17 protein-coding genes are annotated in these 17,596 nt (G+C 64.6%); all 17 read right to left on the minus strand.

Features of this window, described 5'->3' with window-relative positions; all coding sequences use genetic code 11:
* Positions 1–126: 126 nt before the first annotated feature.
* Entirely contained in the window at positions 127–1,200 is a 1,074-nt protein-coding gene (chvE, locus tag JQ580_RS15575; RefSeq protein ID WP_212280950.1) for a multiple monosaccharide ABC transporter substrate-binding protein, read from the minus strand.
* 74 nt (positions 1,201–1,274) lie between these two features.
* Complete coding sequence (locus JQ580_RS15580; RefSeq protein WP_212280951.1) at positions 1,275–2,153, minus strand: SMP-30/gluconolactonase/LRE family protein; 879 nt, start codon at positions 2,151–2,153, stop codon at positions 1,275–1,277.
* Entirely contained in the window at positions 2,153–3,229 is a 1,077-nt protein-coding gene (locus tag JQ580_RS15585) for an aldose epimerase family protein (RefSeq protein ID WP_212280952.1), read from the minus strand. Before JQ580_RS15585 ends, JQ580_RS15580 begins: the two co-directional genes overlap by 1 nt.
* A 2-nt stretch (positions 3,230–3,231) precedes the next feature.
* Complete coding sequence (locus tag JQ580_RS15590; RefSeq protein ID WP_212280953.1) at positions 3,232–4,158, minus strand: Gfo/Idh/MocA family protein; 927 nt, start codon at positions 4,156–4,158, stop codon at positions 3,232–3,234.
* Positions 4,155–4,931 (minus strand): FadR/GntR family transcriptional regulator, encoded by a 777-nt coding sequence (locus JQ580_RS15595; RefSeq protein WP_212280954.1) that lies wholly within the window; start codon positions 4,929–4,931, stop codon positions 4,155–4,157. Before JQ580_RS15595 ends, JQ580_RS15590 begins: the two co-directional genes overlap by 4 nt.
* Positions 4,928–5,908, minus strand: a complete 981-nt coding sequence (yjfF, locus tag JQ580_RS15600) for a galactofuranose ABC transporter, permease protein YjfF (RefSeq protein WP_212280955.1) — start codon at positions 5,906–5,908, stop codon at positions 4,928–4,930. The genes JQ580_RS15595 and yjfF overlap by 4 nt, the downstream gene beginning before the upstream one ends.
* The gene (locus JQ580_RS15605; protein WP_212280956.1) at positions 5,905–6,897 is read right to left on the minus strand and encodes an ABC transporter permease; all 993 of its coding nucleotides are present in this window, start codon (positions 6,895–6,897) and stop codon (positions 5,905–5,907) included. The genes yjfF and JQ580_RS15605 overlap by 4 nt, the downstream gene beginning before the upstream one ends.
* Positions 6,894–8,438 (minus strand): sugar ABC transporter ATP-binding protein, encoded by a 1,545-nt coding sequence (locus JQ580_RS15610; RefSeq protein ID WP_212280957.1) that lies wholly within the window; start codon positions 8,436–8,438, stop codon positions 6,894–6,896. Before JQ580_RS15610 ends, JQ580_RS15605 begins: the two co-directional genes overlap by 4 nt.
* A gap of 84 nt (positions 8,439–8,522) precedes the next feature.
* Positions 8,523–9,488, minus strand: coding sequence for a galactofuranose ABC transporter, galactofuranose-binding protein YtfQ (ytfQ, locus tag JQ580_RS15615; protein WP_212280958.1), 966 nt, complete (start codon positions 9,486–9,488; stop codon positions 8,523–8,525).
* Between the two features lie 377 nt (positions 9,489–9,865).
* The gene (locus JQ580_RS15620) at positions 9,866–11,038 is read right to left on the minus strand and encodes a fumarylacetoacetate hydrolase family protein (protein WP_212280959.1); all 1,173 of its coding nucleotides are present in this window, start codon (positions 11,036–11,038) and stop codon (positions 9,866–9,868) included.
* A 107-nt stretch (positions 11,039–11,145) separates the two neighbouring features.
* Entirely contained in the window at positions 11,146–12,204 is a 1,059-nt protein-coding gene (locus JQ580_RS15625) for a YeiH family protein (RefSeq protein WP_212280960.1), read from the minus strand.
* 111 nt (positions 12,205–12,315) lie between these two features.
* The gene (locus JQ580_RS15630; protein ID WP_018315898.1) at positions 12,316–12,534 is read right to left on the minus strand and encodes a hypothetical protein; all 219 of its coding nucleotides are present in this window, start codon (positions 12,532–12,534) and stop codon (positions 12,316–12,318) included.
* A gap of 164 nt (positions 12,535–12,698) precedes the next feature.
* A complete protein-coding gene (locus tag JQ580_RS15635) occupies positions 12,699–13,412 on the minus strand; it encodes an ABC transporter ATP-binding protein (RefSeq protein ID WP_212280961.1) in 714 nt (237 codons plus the stop codon).
* Positions 13,409–14,164, minus strand: a complete 756-nt coding sequence (locus tag JQ580_RS15640; protein ID WP_212280962.1) for an ABC transporter ATP-binding protein — start codon at positions 14,162–14,164, stop codon at positions 13,409–13,411. Before JQ580_RS15640 ends, JQ580_RS15635 begins: the two co-directional genes overlap by 4 nt.
* Positions 14,165–14,166: 2 nt before the next feature.
* Positions 14,167–15,186: a branched-chain amino acid ABC transporter permease gene (locus JQ580_RS15645; protein WP_212280963.1), complete on the minus strand. Its 1,020-nt coding sequence runs from the start codon at positions 15,184–15,186 to the stop codon at positions 14,167–14,169.
* Positions 15,183–16,085 (minus strand): branched-chain amino acid ABC transporter permease, encoded by a 903-nt coding sequence (locus JQ580_RS15650; protein WP_212280964.1) that lies wholly within the window; start codon positions 16,083–16,085, stop codon positions 15,183–15,185. Before JQ580_RS15650 ends, JQ580_RS15645 begins: the two co-directional genes overlap by 4 nt.
* A gap of 82 nt (positions 16,086–16,167) precedes the next feature.
* Positions 16,168–17,427, minus strand: a complete 1,260-nt coding sequence (locus tag JQ580_RS15655) for an ABC transporter substrate-binding protein (RefSeq protein WP_212280965.1) — start codon at positions 17,425–17,427, stop codon at positions 16,168–16,170.
* Between the last annotated feature and the right edge of the window lie 169 nt (positions 17,428–17,596).

The following is a 17,596-nucleotide window of genomic DNA, read 5'->3' on the forward strand; positions in this document are numbered from 1 at the left end:
GTGCCGCTGCCTGCAGGGAACGACGTGGATGCCCGGGACAAGCCCGGGCATGACGAGTATGTGGACATCCGTTTCGTCCCATAAAGCGCTCCTCCCTGCCCGCATGCGGGGACAAGGAAAGAGAGCTTACTGGAACTGCGACTTCTTGTAGTAGCCGCTCTCGACCAGAACCTTCTCCCAATTGTCCTTGTAGACCACGACCGGCTTGAGCAGATAGGACGGCACGGTCTTGACGCCGTTCTCATAGGTCTTGGTGTCGTTGACCGTGACCTGCTTGCCCCCCAGCGCGGCGTCGACCATGTCGGCGGTCACCTTGGCGAGGTCCCTGGTGTCCTTGAAGATGGTCGAGTACTGGTCGCCGCGCAGCATCGCCTTGATCGAGGGCACCTCGGCGTCCTGACCCGAAATGATCGGCATCGGCTGATCGGCGCTGCCATAGCCGACGCCTTTCAGCGAGGATATGATTCCGATCGAGATGCCGTCATAGGGCGAAAGCACGGCGTTGAGCTTCTTGTTGCCGTAGTAGGCGCTGAGCAGATTGTCCATGCGGGCCTGGGCCGTGGCGCCGTCCCAACGCAAGGTCGCGACCTTGTCCATGCCCATCTGGCCCGAGGCGACGACGAGCTTGCCGCTGTCGATATAGGGCTTCAGCACGCTCATGGCGCCGTTGTAGAAGAAGTAGGCGTTGTTGTCGTCGGGCGAACCGCCGAACAGCTCGATGTTGAACGGGCCCTTGCCCTCCTTCAGCCCGAGCCCCTGCTCGATCGACTGGGCCTGCAAGACGCCGACCTGGAAATTGTCGAAGGTCGCGTAATAGTCGACGTTCGGCGTGCCGCGGATCAGGCGATCATAGGCGATCACGATGATGCCTTTTGCCTTGGCTTGCTTGAGCACGTCGGACAGCGTGGTGCCGTCGATCGCGGCGATCACCAGCGCTTTGGCGCCCTTGGTGACCATGTTCTCGACCTGCGAGAGCTGGTTCGGGATGTCGTCCTCGGCATATTGCAGGTCGGTGTTGTAGCCGCGCTCCTTCAGCACCTTGACCATGTTGTTGCCGTCGTCGATCCAGCGCGCCGAGGACTTGGTCGGCATGGCAATGCCGACGGTCGCCTTGTCCTGGGCGGAGGCGGTGAGGCCTGTGGCCATCGTCGCGGCGCCGGCCAGGGCCAGCGCGAGGAATGTCGTCTTCAGTTTCAGCATGTTTCACTCCCTTGGGTGTCAGATTGTTTCTTGCTGTCGTCGAGAACTTGGTCGTGGAACGGCTCTAAAGTCTCCTATGCGAGCTTGACGTCAGGCTCCGCGCGACCGCGGGCGGAGGCCTCCAAAAGAAAGGTGTAACCGGCTTGCGGATCGCAGGCGCGTGCCGCCGCGTCCATATCCTGCCACGCCGACGTGACGAGGAGGCGCGACAAATCGGGACCGACGAAAGCCGGACAGCTCGCCTGCTTGGCCGGCACGCTCAGCGAGCGCAGACGCTCGCCCCGCGGAGAGTAGACGTCGACGCGGCTCGCGCCCCAGCACGCGTTCCAGATTTTCCCGTCAGCGTCGCACACCGAACCGTCGAGGCCGCCGATACCGGTATGGCGCAGCAACACCTCCGGCTCGGCGCGCGGCAGCCCGGTCGCGGGATTGAGCGGCACGGCGTAGAGCACGGCGCGCGGGGTGTCGGTGAAATAGCCTGTGCCACCATCCGGCGAGAAGCAGATCGAATTGGGGATGCTGATGCCGGAAAACAAAGTCGAGATCTTGCCGCGGTGGAGCGCGTAGATCGCGCCTGCGTTCGGCTCGGCTTTCTTGCCCATGGTCCCGATCCAGAACGTGCCGGACTGGTGCACGCGGCAATCATTGGAGCGCGTGTCGGGATTGTCCGCTTCGAGCGGAAGGAACAGCGTCATCGCGCCGTCGGCGAGCGTGCGGACGTAGAGCCCGTCCTCGGCGACGACCAGCTGCCGTTCGGCATTGATGCGCCCGAGCGCGCTCGCCATCCGGCCGAGCGCGTGGAAGCGGATCGCACCACCGCCAAGCTGCGCCTCGAACAGCCGTCCCTCGCGAATATCGAACCACCAGGCGGTGTTGGTGGTCGCGTCATAGGTCGGCCCCTCGCCGAGATGGCAGGGATCGTTCGAGAGAATTGACGTGGGGACCTGTTCCATCAGGGCGTCCTCACTGCAAAGCGATAGACCGTGTGATGGCGATAGACCTGGCCGGGATCGAGGCGCGGGCTCGGAAAATCAGGCCGGTTCGGCGCGTCGGGCCAGATGTGCGGCTCCAGGCACATCGCGTCGGACTGCCGGATCAGCTTGCCGCCCTTCCCCGAGATCGTGCCGTCGAGATAATTGCCGGAATAAACCTGAAGACCAGGCTGGTCGGTCAACAGCTCCATGATCCGCCCGGAGCGCGGCGCCTCCAGCCGCGCCGCGAGCGCGAGCTTGCCGTCACGGGCGAGGCAGTAGGTGTGGTCGTAACCCCTGCCGTTGAGCAATTGCTCATCGTTTTGCCGGATCCGCTCGCCAACCGGCCGAGGCTCGCGGAAATCGAAAGGCGTGCCGGCCACCGCGCGCGGCGGTCCGGACAGCGGAATGGCGGTGGGGTCGATGGCGAGGAAATGCTCGGCGGCGACCATCAGTCTGTGATCGAGAATGGGCGTGCCTGACGCCGCGCCTTCCAGATTGAAGAAGCTGTGGTTGGTCAGGTTGACGATGGTGGGACGATCGGTCCGCGCCTCCATGGTCAGAGACAGCTCGGTCGGGCCGGTGATGCGATAGGTCAGGCGGACGTCGAGCTTGCCGGGATAATTCTCCTCGCCATGCGGGCTCGTGTAGGTGAGCATCACCCCGGGCGCGGCGCCGTCGTCGATTTCCGCGATGTCCCAGAGTTTGCGATCGAATCCATCGAGCCCGCCGTGCAGCGCATTCGGGCCGTTGTTGACGGCAAGCTGCACGGTCTCGCCATCGAGCGAAAACTGTCCTTTCGCGATGCGGTTGGCGTAGCGGCCGACGGTGGCGCCCAAGAACTTTCGTTCCGCAAGATAGCCGGCGAACGCGTCATGCCCAAGAACGATGTCGTCGTGGCCTCCCCTGGCATCGGGCGCGATCAGCGCCTGCAACACCGCGCCATGGGTGATGATGCGCGCCTCGAAACCTCTCTCGCCGCGCAGTACGATGCGCGCGACCTCGCGGCCGTCGGGCAGCGTTCCGAAAAGATCTTTCGTGATTCTTGCTGCGGCCATGTCTAATCCACGAACGGTTCGACGACGGTGCGCTTGCCGAGCAGGAAGGCGTCGGCGACGAGGCGGAGCGGTGCCAGATCGACGTCGCTTGCGCCGGTCGCCGCGAGCGCGACGAAGCGCCGGTAAAGCTCCCGATATTCCTCGTCGGGCGCCTCGGCAACGGTCTTTCCCTCGATCGCCATGTGCCTGCCGCCGCCGGACAGCGTCATCCGGCCCTGCTCGGTTTCGACGAGGATATCCCAGCTCTGCGGCCCGGTCTGGCGGAAATCGAACTCGGCGGTAACAGGCAGGCCGTCGATGTCGGTCAGCGTCAGGCTCGCTGCGATCGGAGCCTGGCAATTGGCGGGGAATGCCAGCTCGGCTGCGGTGACGAACACAGGCTTGGGCAGGATCTTGGTCAGGATCGACAGCGCGTTGATGCCGGGATCGAACACGCCGAGGCCGCCCGGTTCCCAGATCCAGCTCTGACCGGGATGCCAGACGCGAACATCCTCCTTCCAGCTGATGTGCACCGATTTGATGCGTCGCGCCGTGAGCCATTCCCGCGCGGGCTCGACCGCCGGCGCATGACGCGAATGCCAGGTCGCAAACAGCGTTCGCTTTGCTTCTGCCGCCATCGCGATCAGCGGATCGAGTTCGGCAACACCCATGCCCGGCGGCTTCTCCAGCATGACATGCTTGCCGGCCGCGAGCGCCGCGGCGGCCTGGGAGCGGCGCACCTGCGGCGGCGTGCAGAGCGAAACCGCATCGATCGACGGCCCCTTTTCCAGCAGCTCCTCGATGGTGGCAAAATGCGGCAGCCCCGGCAGCGAGGCGTTGCGGCTGGCAATTGCAGTCAGCGTCGCGCCCGGCACCGCGGCGATCGCACTGAGGTGCTGGTCGCGTGCGATCTTGCCGAAGCCGACGATGGCGATGCGAAGTTCGGTCACGATTTCTCTCCGGACTGCACGGGTGGCAACGCCGCGGCTGGAGCGGTCTCGATCACCGTACCATCGTGACGGCGCATGCCGTTGTGAATGACGTGGACCATCGCCTCCGAGGCGGCAGCGGCATCGCCGGCCGCGATCGCATCGACGATCTTCTGGTGCCAGAGCAGCACCGTATCGCGGTCCGCCGATTCCACGGGAGCGCTCAGCAGGAACGAGGCGCGAAGCGCGGCTTCGATGACGTGGCCGATCGACCGCATGAACAGATTGCCGGAGGCGCGTGCCACGGCGATGTGCAGCGCGAGGTCGGCATCCGCAAAACTGACGGAATCGGACGCTTCGAGCCGCATGCGCTCCATGCTGCGCCGAAGCTCGGTCAGATCCTCCTCCGACCGCTGCGCGGCCGCCAGCATCGCCGCGCGCGGCTCCACCGCGAGACGTATCTCGGCGAGGTCGTTGAGGAAACGCTTGTCGATGCCGGCATCCAGATGCCACGCCAGCACGTCCGCATCGAACATGTTCCAGGCGCCGCGCTCGCGCACGACGGTGCCGACCCGCGCCTTGGTGGTGAGCAGCCCTTTGGCGACCAGCGTCTTCACGCTCTCGCGCAGCACCGGCCGCGACACGCCGAACATCGCGATCATCTCTGCGTCACCCGGCAGGCGCGTGCCCTCCGCATAACGGCCGGCGATGATGTCGATGCCGATCGAGCGGGCCACCTCCGCATGGTTGGAGTGGGCCCGCCGCGTCGGGATGACGACGATGCGCGAGGTCATGTGGCAGCTCCCGCGCTCTTGGCCACGGGCCGGCGCGCGAGCGCGACCAGCCCTTGCTGCAAGGCAATGAAGACGAACAGCAATACGCCGGTCACGATCTTGGTCCACCAGCTCGACAGCGTGCCGTCGAAATTGATGTAGGTCTGGATCAGGCCCTGGATCAACACGCCGAGGAAAGTGCCGACCACCGAGCCCTGCCCGCCCGTGAGCAGCGTGCCGCCGATCACGACGGCGGCGATGGTGTCGAGCTCGACGCCGACGGCGGAGAGCGAATATCCGGCGCTGGTGTAGAACGAGAAAACGATGCCGGCAATACCTGCGAGCAGGCTCGACAGCATGTAGATCTTCACCGTCATCGTGCCGACCGCAACGCCCATCAGGCTCGCGGTCGCCCGGCTGCCGCCGAGCGCGTAGACATTGGCGCCAAATCTCGTGAGATGCAGCAACAAGGCGCCGCCGATGACGATCACAAGCATGATGATCGCGATCGCGGTCAACCGCCCGCCGCCTGGCAATCGCAAGGCAAAGTCCGACACGGTGGAATAGATCGGCGCGGTGATCGGGATGGATTCGGTGGAGAGCAGGAAGCTCGCACCGCGGGCCAGGAACATCCCCGCCAGCGTCACGATGAACGGCGGGAGATCGAAGACATGTATGACCGCACCCATCGCCGCTCCAAAAGCTGCCGAGAGTGCGAGGACGGCGACGAAAGCGACCAGTGGCGGCATACCCCAGCGCTCGATCGCGAGCGCAACGAAGACGGTCGTGAAGCCGATCACCGAGCCGACCGAGAGATCGATACCGCCGGAGATGATGACGAAGGTCATGCCGGCCGCGACGATGCCGAGGAAAGCGTTGTCGGTGAGGAGATTGCCGACGACACGTGTCGAGGCGATGTTGGGAAATTGCACCGCGCACGCCGCAAAACCCGCGACGAGCACGATCGCCGTGATGAGGGCGGGCGGCAGGCCTCTCATGCCTTCGTCCTCCGCAACCGCGCGGCGATGCCGGCAAACCCGGTCAGCTTCGGCGATTGCAACAGCAGCACCGTGAGCACCACCACCGCCTTGACCAGCAGGTTGAACTCCGGCGGATAGCCCGACAAAAGGATGCCGGTGTTCATGGTCTGGATGATCAGCGCGCCGAGCACGGCAAGCACGAGGCTGAAGCGGCCGCCGAACAGCGACGTGCCGCCGATCACAACGGCCAGGATCGCATCGAGCTCGAGCCAGAGCCCGGCATTGTTCGCATCCGCCCCCATGATGTCGGCGGCCGCGATCACGCCGGCCAGCGCCGCGCAGACGCCACACCAGACATAGACCGACAGGATCATCGCACGGGTGCCGACGCCGGCAAGCTCGCTCGCGCGCGCATTGCCGCCGGTCGCCTCGATCAGCAGCCCGAGCGCGGAACCGCGCACGACCGCGCCGGTCAGGATGAGCATGCCGAGCGCAATCGCGACCGGCACGGGCACGCCGAGAATGGCACCGTTGCCGAGCCAGACCAGACCGGGCGACGAGAAGGTCACGATGCGCCCCTCGGTGATCAGCTGGGCGATGCCGCGTCCCGCCACCATGAGGATCAGCGTCGCCACGATCGGCTGCATGCCGAGCACCGCGACCAGGAATCCATTCCACAGGCCGCAAATCAGGCCTGCGCCGAGCGCTGCCGCCAGAACCACGGCCAGACTGTGAGTGTCGGCGAGGCTCGCCGCGATCGCGCCCGCGATTGCCATCACCGCACCGACCGACAGATCGATGCCGCGCGTCGCGATCACCAGCACCATGCCGAGCGACAGCAGAGCCACCGGCGTGCCGCGATTGAGCACGTCGATCAGGCTGCCGAACAGACGGCCGTCCTGGAGGCGCAGGTCGAAGAATTGCGGCGACACCACGCGGTCGACCGCAAGGATGACGATCAACGCCAGGATCTGGGCAAGGCCGCGGCGCGGCAACAGCGCTGTCATGTGTGGGCCTCAAGCGCAACAGCGACACTGTCGGCGGCAATGGCCGCCAAGATGTTGCCGACGTCGACCGCCTCGCCCGCGAGCTCCTCGACATGGGCGCGGTCGCGCAACACCACCACGCGGTCGGAATAGGTCACGATCTCATCGAGCTCGGAGGAGATCACGAGCAACGAGAGGCCGTCGTCGCAGAGCTCGCGGATCAGGCGGATGATCTCGGCGTGCGCACCGACGTCGATGCCGCGGGTCGGCTCGTCCAGCACCAGGAGCCGCGGCGAGGTCGCAAGCCAGCGTGCCAGCAGAACCTTCTGCTGGTTGCCGCCCGACAGCAGGCCGACGGGGCGCTCGGCATCGGGCGGACGGATGTCGAGCATCTTGACGTAGCGGCGCGCGATCTCGTCCTGCTCGCGGCGCGACAGCGGGCGGTGCAGGCCGCGCTTGGCCTGGAGCGCGAGGGCGATGTTCTCGCGCACCGTGAGCTCGGCGACGATGCCCTCGGTCTTGCGCTCCTCCGGGCAATAGCCGAAACCGTGGCGGACGCCATCGCGTGGCGACTGCAACCGCACCGGCGCACCCTCCACCCTCGCCTTCCCGCCATCGGCGCGCTCGGCGCCGAACACCAGCCGCGCCGTCTCGGTGCGGCCCGAGCCGAGCAGGCCGGCAAGGCCGACGACCTCGCCACGGCGCAGCTCGAGATTGAACGGGGCGACATAGCCGGCCTTGCCGTAATTCTCGAAGCTTGCGCAGATTTCGCGCGTCTTATGTTCCCTCGCGGCCGCCCGCTCATTTGTGGTCTCCGCAAGCTCGCGGCCAAGCATCATCCGGATCAGCTCAAGCCGCGGCAAGGACGCCGTCTCGCGCTCACCGACCAGGCGGCCGTTGCGCAGCACCGTGATGCGATCGGAGATCTCGTAGACCTGGTCGAGGAAATGGCTGACGAAGACGATGCCGATGCTGCGTTTCGCGAGCTGGCGCATGATGCCGAACAGGATCTCGACCTCGTGTCGGTCCAGGCTCGCGGTCGGCTCGTCCAGGATCAGCACGCGCGCGGAGAGGTCCACCGCGCGGGCAATCGCCGTGACGTGCTGGATGGCCACCGAATAATTGCCGAGCGGTGCGGCGACGTCGATGTCGAGGCCGAAATCCGCGAGCAGCGCCTTGGCGCGATGGCGCATCTCGCCTTCGCGCACCACGCCGAAGCGCATCGGCTGGCGGTCGAGAAACAGGTTCTGCGCCACCGAGAGATTCGGCAGCAGATTGACCTCCTGGTAGACGGTGGCAATGCCCGCAGCCACTGCCGCCTTCGCTGAACGCGGCGCGATCTCTTCACCGCCGATCCTGACGATGCCGGCATCGCGCGGGAACACGCCGGTGACGACCTTGATCAGCGTGGATTTGCCGGCGCCGTTCTCGCCGAGCAGCGCATGGATCTCGCCGGCGCGTAGCGTGAAGTCGACCTCCCGCAGCGCGCGGACAGCACCGAAGCTCTTGCTGATCCCGCGCACCTCGAGAAGGGGCAGCGCGGGATCGGGGCCGTTCTGCATGGCAAGTTCACTCCCACGGGTGCCCGCCATTGAAGCGGACACCCAGCCTAGTCGTTCGTGAAGCGGTTTCGAAGGGGGATCGCCTCAGTAACCGAGGCCCTTCTTGCTGTCGTAGATCTTCTGCGGATCATCGGCTGCGGTATAGAGCTTGGACTCGGTCTGGATCCATTTCGGCGGAACCGTGCCCTTGTCCTTGAAGGCTGCGACGGCATCGAGCGCAGGGCCCGCCATGTTCGGGGTCAGCTCCACCGTGGCGTTGGCTTCGCCGGCTACCATCGCCTTGAAGATATCGGGGACAGCGTCGATCGAGACCGTGAGGATGTCCTTGCCGGGCTTGAGACCGGCTTCCTTCATCGCCTGGATCGCGCCGACCATCATATCGTCGTTGTGCGCATAGACGGCGCAGAGGTTCTTGCCGCCGCCCTCGGCCTTGATGAAGCTTTCCATCACCTCCTTGCCCTTGGCGCGTGTGAAGTCGCCGGTCTGGCTGCGCACCACCTTCAGGTTCGCGTGCTTGGCGATCGCGGTGTCGAAGCCTTTCTTGCGGTTGGTGGCGACGCTGGCGCCGACTGTGCCCTGCAGCTCGGCGATGTTGCAGGGTTTGCTGCCCACCGTTTTGGCGAGCCAGTCGCCAGCGACCTCGCCTTCATGCACGCTGTCGGAGGTGACGGCGGTGAGATAGAGCTCCTTGCCGGAGGGATCGATATCGCGGTCGAGCAGCACCACCGGGATCTTGGCTTCCTTGGCCTCCTTCAGCACCGAGTCCCAGCCGGTCGAGACTACGGGTGCGAGGAAGATGGCATCGACGTTTTGCGCGATGAAGGAGCGGATCGCCTTGATCTGGTTCTCCTGCTTCTGCTGCGCGTCGGCGATCTTGAGATTGACCTTGCGCTTGCTGGCCTCCTGCTTGGAGACCGACGTCTCAGCCGCGCGCCAGCCGGACTCCGATCCGATCTGCGAGAAGCCGATGGTGAGCTCGGCGGCATTTGCCGGCAGCGCGAGCAGCAAGGCGGCCGTGGCGCTGGCCGCAAAGAGGGCTTTGAGGATCATCAGGCGAGTCTCCCAAGATGTTATCCGGGGCGCCGATTGGTAGCATGACACCCTCAGGCCGGCTTTTAAAGGCGGCGAACGCGACTATTTCACGGAAGAACGGTTCCGACTAGTCATATTATCTGACTATTGGGGGAAAATGCACTGAGGGAGGCCGCGACGGTTCTACGACACGCTCCGCGGGATTTTGTTCCACCAATGCAACGGGGAGATGAAGGGAGATTGTAGGGGGTCTAGACACGGACACCCGTCATGGCCGGGCTTGTCCCGGCCATCCACCCTCACCTCGCATGACAAAGAACGTGGATGCCCGGGACAAGCACGGGCATGACGGCCTGTGGACGTTCGCGCGGGAGGTCAGCGCCAGACGTGACGTGTTAAATCAGCTTACGCTGCGCCAGGTTCTTCATCAGCGCCCCGATGCCGAAGGTCCAGGGCTCGCACTCGTCGCTGGTCCGCATGCGGTTGACGAGCTTGCCGAGTTGCGGCGCTGCGATCGTGACGATGTCGTCGCGCTTGTGGGTGAACCCCTGCCCTGGCGCGTCGCGATCCTTGACCGGCGCAAACATCGTGCCGAGGAACAGCACGAAACCATCGGGATATTGATGCACCTTGCCGATGGTCTGCTCGACCAGATCGGTGGGATCGCGGCTGATCTTGCTGATCGAGGAATGGCCATCGAGAACGAAGCCGTCTGCTCCCGTCACGTTCAGGCTGATGTCGAGCTTGCGCGCGTCGTCGAGCGTGAAACTGTCGTCGAACAGGCGCAGCAACGGTCCGATTGCGCAGGAGGCGTTGTTGTCCTTGGCTTTCGACAGCAGCAGCGCCGAACGGCCCTCGAAGTCGCGCAGATTGACGTCGTTGCCGAGCGCGCCGCCGACGATCTTGCCGCGGCTCGACACGAATAGCACGAGCTCCGGCTCCGGGTTGTTCCAGGTCGATTTCGGGTGCAGGCCGGCATCCATGCCGGTGCCGACCGAGGATAGCGTCGGCGCCTTGGTGAAGACCTCCGCATCGGGGCCGATGCCGACCTCGAGATATTGGCTCCAGGCGTTCTGATCGATCAGCACCTGCTTCAGATGCATCGCCTGGTCTGAACCCGGCTTGAGCTTGGACAGATCATCGCCGATCAGCCGCGTCACTTCCTTGCGGATCGCTTCGGCCGAGGCCGGGTTGCCCTTTGCTCGCTCCTCGATCACCCGCTCCAGCATCGAGATGGCAAAGGTGACGCCGGCGGCCTTCAGGGTTTGGAGGTCAACCGGCGCAAGCAGCCAAGACTTTTTCGAATCGCGCGTATCGGGGGCCGTGTTGGCGACAATGGCATCGAGATCGCCGATCCGCTCACCCTTGACCGCAGCCAGGGCCTTGGCCGGATTGTCCTCCTCGCAGAGAGCGCTGACGGTGGGGAATTTCGAGGTGACGTCGAAGACGCCGTCGCCGCGCACGGCGACTACGGCCGGACCGTTCGCGTGCGGCAGCCAGACGCGGCCGACCAGAGTCCCTTTCGTTCCATCCTCGGGGAGAAGGTCATTTACGGACAGTGTCGTCATGGCCAGCGTCCTCGCTCATTCTCGGATCGGCTGCGTTCAATTGGCCGCCGCTTCATTGGCGAAGACCAATAAACGTCTCGCTCTGGAAGTCCAGAGCGGCGGTTCTCTCACTTGAACCAGTGCACCAAGGCGATGCTGATGCCGAGCAGCAGCATCAGGGACAGCGTCACCGCGGCCGTCACCCGCCCGCCAACATTGGCGAGCACGCGGACGTCGACGCCGAGTCCGAGGGCCGCCATCGACACCACGGTGAGAAAGCCCGTGATCTTGGTCACCGGACCGACCACCGTCCCCGGCACGATTTCGAGGGACCGCAAAGTCGCCAGCGCCAGAAAGCCGAGGATGAACCAAGGGACGAGGCGGAAGAAGCCGACGCTGGTCTTCTTGGCATCGCTCTTCCAGCGTGAGGCGGCGAGCGACAGGCCGACGACGACCGGCCCGAGCATCAGCACACGCATCAGCTTCACGAGCGTGCCGATCTGCGTCGCGACGAGCCCGGCGGGGACCGTCGCGGCCAGTACCTGCGGCACCGCATAGACCGTGAGACCGGCGAGAATGCCGTATTGCGTGGCAGACAATTGCAGCAGCGGAATCAACAGCGGCAGGCCGAGCACCATCATCACGCCGAGGATTGCGGTGAAGGAGATCGAGGATGCGATCTCGTCATTGGTGGCACCGATGATCGGGGCCACCGCGGCGATCGCCGAATTGCCGCAGATCGAGTTGCCGCAGGCGATCAGGATCGACAGCCGCGTCGACAGGCCCAGCATCCGGCCGAGTCCGAAGGAGACGCACAGCGCAATCACCACGACGGCTGCGATCGACGCCAGCAGCGCCACGCCGGAAGCCGCGATGGCGGCGAAGCTGATCGAGGCCCCCAGCAGCATGACCGCGACTTCGAGAAGCTGCTTTGCGCTGAAGGCAATACCGGCCTGCCAACGCGGCGCGGGTTTCCAGAAGCTGCGCAGGGCCATCCCGAGCAGGATCGCCATCACCAGCGCCTCGACATAGGGATGCTCAAAGACGCCAAGCTCCGCCCTTTCGAGCAGGGCCGAGACACCAGCGACGACGATACAGAGGAGGATGCCTGGAAACAGCCCGAGAATACGGCTCGCGGCGGTGGCCGGCTTGGCATCGGCCGGGCTGGATGCTTGATTCTGCGACACAAATCTCTCCCAAGGGAGAAAGATTTATACGCAGCGCCGGCTCGATGGGGAATAAGCTTTCGACATATCAGGGCCGAGAGAAGTTCTGTCCTCAACCCGGAAAAATCGGCCTCAGAAGATCAGGCTCTTGGCCAGCGAGGCGACCCGGCTGAACCCGTCATAGACGCCTGGTTCGAAGAATGCTGCACGCGCCAGCACGATTCCGGCCACCAGCGACCAGAACAGCCCGGTGCCGACCCGCAGCAGGAGCTTCGACGCGCGCGATTTCGGCTGGGCGTCCGTTGCGGACACCAATTGCTCGCCGAAGGGCTCAAATCCAGTGCGTTCCATGACCGTCAATCCATCAATTCCTGATGGGAATGTCGTCGTTTCCCGCTCAAACGGCAATGGAAGCGATTGGCGTTTTTGCTCCTGCGCAGGGAAACTCCTTCCGCCGGAAAGACCCCAGACAACAGTTTTCTTCTTCTCGACTATTCGGGCACGGCCCGTCAGGCTCACAGGGCCAAATAACGCCGGCGGATCGCCTCATCAGCTTTCAGCTCGTCGATTCCGGCGGCGTAGACGATCTGGCCCTTGTCGATGATCGTGGCGTGGCTCGCGAGCCCCAGGCAGAAATGCATGTTCTGCTCGGCAATCAGCACGGTCGATCCCATGCTTCGGAGCTGCCGCAACAACTCGCCGATCCGCTGCACGATGATCGGCGCGAGCCCCTCGCTGGGCTCGTCCAGCAACAGGAGCGCGGGGTTACCCATCAGCGTGCGCGCGATCGCCAGCATCTGCTGTTCGCCGCCCGAGAGACGCCCGGCGATACGATGGCGCAGCGGCTCCAGCAACGGGAAGACCTCGTAGATGCGCTTGATCGGCCATTCGTCCTGGCCCTCCGGTCCCTTCTTGCGGCCGATAACCAGATTGTCCTCGACGCTGTGCTCCGGAAAGATCTGGCGGTCCTCCGGCACGAAGCCGAGGCCGGCGCGCGCGATATGATACGGCTTCCAGCCGGAGATCACCGCGCCACGCAGGCTTACTTTGCCCCGCCGCGGCGGCGCCAGCCCCATGATCGCCTTCATCGTGGTGGACTTGCCGGCGCCGTTGCGGCCCAGCAGCGCCATGGTCTCGCCCTGCCGCACCGAGAGGCCGACACCGAACAGAATCTGGCTGGTGCCGTAGTAGACGTCGAGATCGGCGACCTCAATGACGACAGCATTCATGCCGCCGCCCCCGCATGCTCAGTACCCAGATAAGCCTCGATCACAGCGCTGTTGTTGCGGATCTCGTCGGGCGTCCCGGTTGCCAGAATGCGGCCATAGCAGAGCACGACGATTTTGGGCGCGATCTTGAACACGATGTCCATGTCGTGCTCGATGAAAACGACGGTAATTTTCTGGGTCTCCCAGAGCTCGCGCACCTTGTCGATCATGCGCCAGCGCTCTTCCGGTCCCATGCCGGCGGTGGGCTCGTCCAGCAACAGCACCTTCGGTTCGAGCACCAGCGCAAGGGCAATATCGAGCAGCTTCTGGTCGCCATGCGACAGCGTCGCGGCCGTGCGATGGCGTTTTCCCGCCAAGCCCAACAGCTCCATCACATGCTCGGCGCGATCGCGCGTTTCCGGCAAGGGAAAACGCTTGTGCAGCACCGCCGAGGTGCGCTGGTCGGCGCTGACGGCAGCCAACATGGTCTCCTGCACCGTCAGCGACCTGAAGATGCTGGCGACCTGGAAGGCTCGGCCGATGCCGTGACGGACGATCTCCGGCGGGGAGCGGCCGGCGAGGTCGACGCCGTCGAGCAGCACCTCACCGCTGTCAGGCTTCAGCGCGCCGGTGATGAGGTTGAAGAAGGTGCTCTTGCCGGCACCGTTCGGACCGATCACGGCCGTCAGCGAGCCGTCGGGAAAGTCGAGCGAGACGTCGTTGGTCGCCTTCACGCCGCCGAAGGATTTTGCGAGGTTGCGGATCTCGAGCATCGCTAGTGCCCCTTGCCTGCGTCGCGCCGCTGCGAAAACCATTCGGCGACGAAGTCCAGCAGGCCTTTGCGCAGGCCCAGCGCGAAGAACAGGATGACGATTCCAAGCACGATGCCATGGTATTCGGTGAACCGCGTCACGGTGTCGTTGAGCAGCAAGAGCAGCACGGTCCCGACCATCGGCCCGAGGAAGGTCGATACGCCACCGAGCATGTTGATGAAGATACCTTCGCCCGAGATGGTCCAATAGGCGAACTCCGGATAGGCGCCGGAAACGAACAGCGCCATCACCATGCCGCCCATGGACGCAAACAGCGCCGCCAGCACGAACACGGTGAGCTTGGCGCGCCAGACGTCGATGCCGAGGAAGCTCGCGCGCGCGGCGTTGTCGCGGATCATGCGCAGCGTAAAGCCGAACGGCGATTGTGCGATCTGGCGCATCGCGAGGAGGCCGAGGATCAGCAGCGCGCAGCTTGCGATGTAGAGATGAACGTGGTTGGCAAGATTGATCCCGAGGAAGGAGGGACGCGGAATGCCGCCGCGCAGGCCCTGGTCGCCGCCGGTGAAGGAAGCCCAGGATAGAATGGTCGAGTGGATCAGCATCTGGAAGGCGAGCGTGACGAAGGCGAAATAGATCTCCTTCAGCCGCACGCAGATCGCGCCGATCACGGCTGCGATCACCGCCGTGATCGCCAGCGTCGCCACGAAGGCCACGGGAATGGGAACGCCGAGCTTCTGCATGATCAGGCCGAAGCTGTAAGCGCCAAGGCCGAAGAACATGCCATGGCCGAACGAGGTCAGGCCGGTGTAGCCGACGAGCAGATTGAGCGAAGTCGCGAACAGACCATAAGCCGAGCAGCGGATGACGAAATCGAGCAGCGCCTTGCTGCCCGTGAACAGCGGCAGGCTCGCCAGCACGGCAAAAGCGATCAGCGCGATCAGGATGTCGCGATAGCGCCCAGGCGCAGCGCCGCTGCGCACAGGCGCCAGCGTCCCGGCGCCGCCGGCCTCGAGCTCAGTCATGCCGCCTCCTTGCCGAACAGGCCGGTGGGCTTTGAGACGAGCACGATCACCATGAACAGATACATCAGGCCTTCCGTGAACAGGGGAAAGCCGAGCGAGCCGTAGGACCTGATCAGGCCGAGCAGCAGCGCGCCGATCAGCGCGCCCAGGATCGAGCCCATGCCCCCGATCACGGTGACGATGAAGGATTCGATCAGTACCGAAAATCCCATCCCCGGGGTCAGCGAGCGCACCGGCGCTGCGAGCGCGCCGGCGAGCCCCGCCAGCATTCCGCCGAGCGCGAACACGCCGCCATAGATCAGGCCGGTGTTGATACCGAGCGCCGAGACCATGCCCGGATTATGCGCAGCCGCGCGGATCACCTTGCCAATGCGCGTGCGCGACAGGCCCGCACCGAGCACGACAGCCGCAACGAGCGCGACGCCGATCAGCAGCAGATAATAAGGCGGCACCACGCCGCCGGCGATGAACAGCGGCATGACCTGGAACGCCGCCGGCATACCCATCGACTTGAATTCCGGCCCCCAGATGATGCGCACAACGTCGTCGAAGATCAGCACGAAGGCATAGCAGACGAGCAGCTGCATCAAGACGTCCGCGCCATAGACGCGGCTCATGAAGACGCGCTCGAAGATCAGGCCGAGAGCCGCGGTGCCGGCCGCACCTGCGAGCATCGCCAGCGCAAAGCTGCCGGTGAGCTGATAGGCCGTCATCGCGAAATAGGCGCCGAACATGTAGAAGGCGCCGTGGCTGAAATTGACCACCTTGAGGACGCCGAAAATCAAGGTGAGCCCGACCGCGACCAGGAACAGCAGCATGCCGATGATGAGGCCGCTGGTGGTTTGCGTCACCAGGCAGGCGGAGCTGGAGAGGCAACCGGCAAGCGCGTCGAGATCCACGGGAGCACTTTCATTGCGGCGCGCCTGACAGGGCGCGGAAAACGAGATGGCGGAGACGGTCGCCCGTCTCCGCTGTATCGGATCAGGTGTAGCCCTTGCTCTTCTTCCACTCGGCCTCGAGCTCGAAGATCGTTTTCCAGTCGCCGGCCTTGACCTCCGGCACATACGGCTCCTGCGGGATCGTGGTGCCCCAGCCGATGGCGTAGCCGACCAGCGTGTGATCGTCGCCGCGCATCGTCACGGTGCCGTCGGCACCGAACGGGCACTTGATGGTGAGGCCCTTCAATGCCTCCGCGAGCTTCTTGCCGTCGGCGGAGTTCGCCTTCTTGGCGGCCTCAGCGAGGAACATCACCGCGGTCGCGTTCTGCCACGACCAGTTGGTCGGATATTCGTTGTACTTCGCCTTGTAGGCATCGCCCCAGGCCGCGTTCTCCGGCGTGGTCGGAAAGGTCTTGATGTAACGGTTGCCGGAGTGGATGCCCTTGGGCAGGTTCTTCACCACGGTGAGCGCGGTGTAGTCGGCCATGTTGACCGCGAACACCTCCATCTGGCTGAACATCGCGTAGATGTTGGCCTGGTCGATGTAGGAGGTGAGATCGCCGCCCCACAGGCAGGAATAAAGCGCCTGCGGCTTGGCCTGCAGGATCTTGGTCACGACCTCGGTGTAGTCGGGCTGGAACAGCTTAGGCCAGGACTCGCTGATGATTTCGACGTCGGGCGCGAAACGCTTCAAGTACAGCGTGAACTCGCCGGTGGTGTCGCGGCCATAGGCATAGTCCGGCGAACAGGTCGCCCATTTCTTCAAGCCCTTGGCCTTGGCGATCGCGGCGGCATAGCTGCCGCCGACGATGGAATCGTGGATACCCTGGCGCACGCAGCGGAACGCGTTCGGGATGTGCTGCTTCGGATCGGCCGTCAGCGATGACGCTTCCGAGCAGGTGTGGATGCAGAGCACGCCGAGATCGCGCGCGACCTCATGCACGGCGAAGGATCCCGAGGACGCCTCACCGTCGAGCAGCAGTTCGCAGCCGTCGGTGTTGACGAGCTCGCGCGCGACACGCGCGGCTTCCTGCGGCTGGCCCTTGGAATCGCGGATCACCATCTCGATCTGTCGGCCGGCAAGGCCGCCGGCGGCGTTGACCTTCTCGACCTCGAGCATCACCGCATTGCGCGAGGATGTGCCGAGCTGCGCCACGCGGCCCGACAGGATCGTCGGCATGCCGATCTTGATGGTCTTGGCTTGCGCACGCGCCACCCAGGGCGCGGCAACACTCATCGCACCGGCGCCCATCAGCGCCAGCGTTGAACGGCGGCTGATGCCCGGCGTGCGGGTTCTCGTCATTTTCCCCTCCCTCTGTCGGGTCGGCGTTTCAAATCCCTGTCGGAGATCGTGTCGTCTCCATAGTCTCAAGGATTTCAGAGGTAGGGGGGTGACGTCAAGCCAAAGATGAATTACGAGTCAGAATTCATCGAGTAAGGCAACGAGGCCGCAAGCGGCCCAAAATCCGCGC

The sequence above is a fragment of the Bradyrhizobium sp. SZCCT0148 genome (assembly GCF_018129985.1).
Lineage (GTDB): Bacteria > Pseudomonadota > Alphaproteobacteria > Rhizobiales > Xanthobacteraceae > Bradyrhizobium > Bradyrhizobium japonicum_H.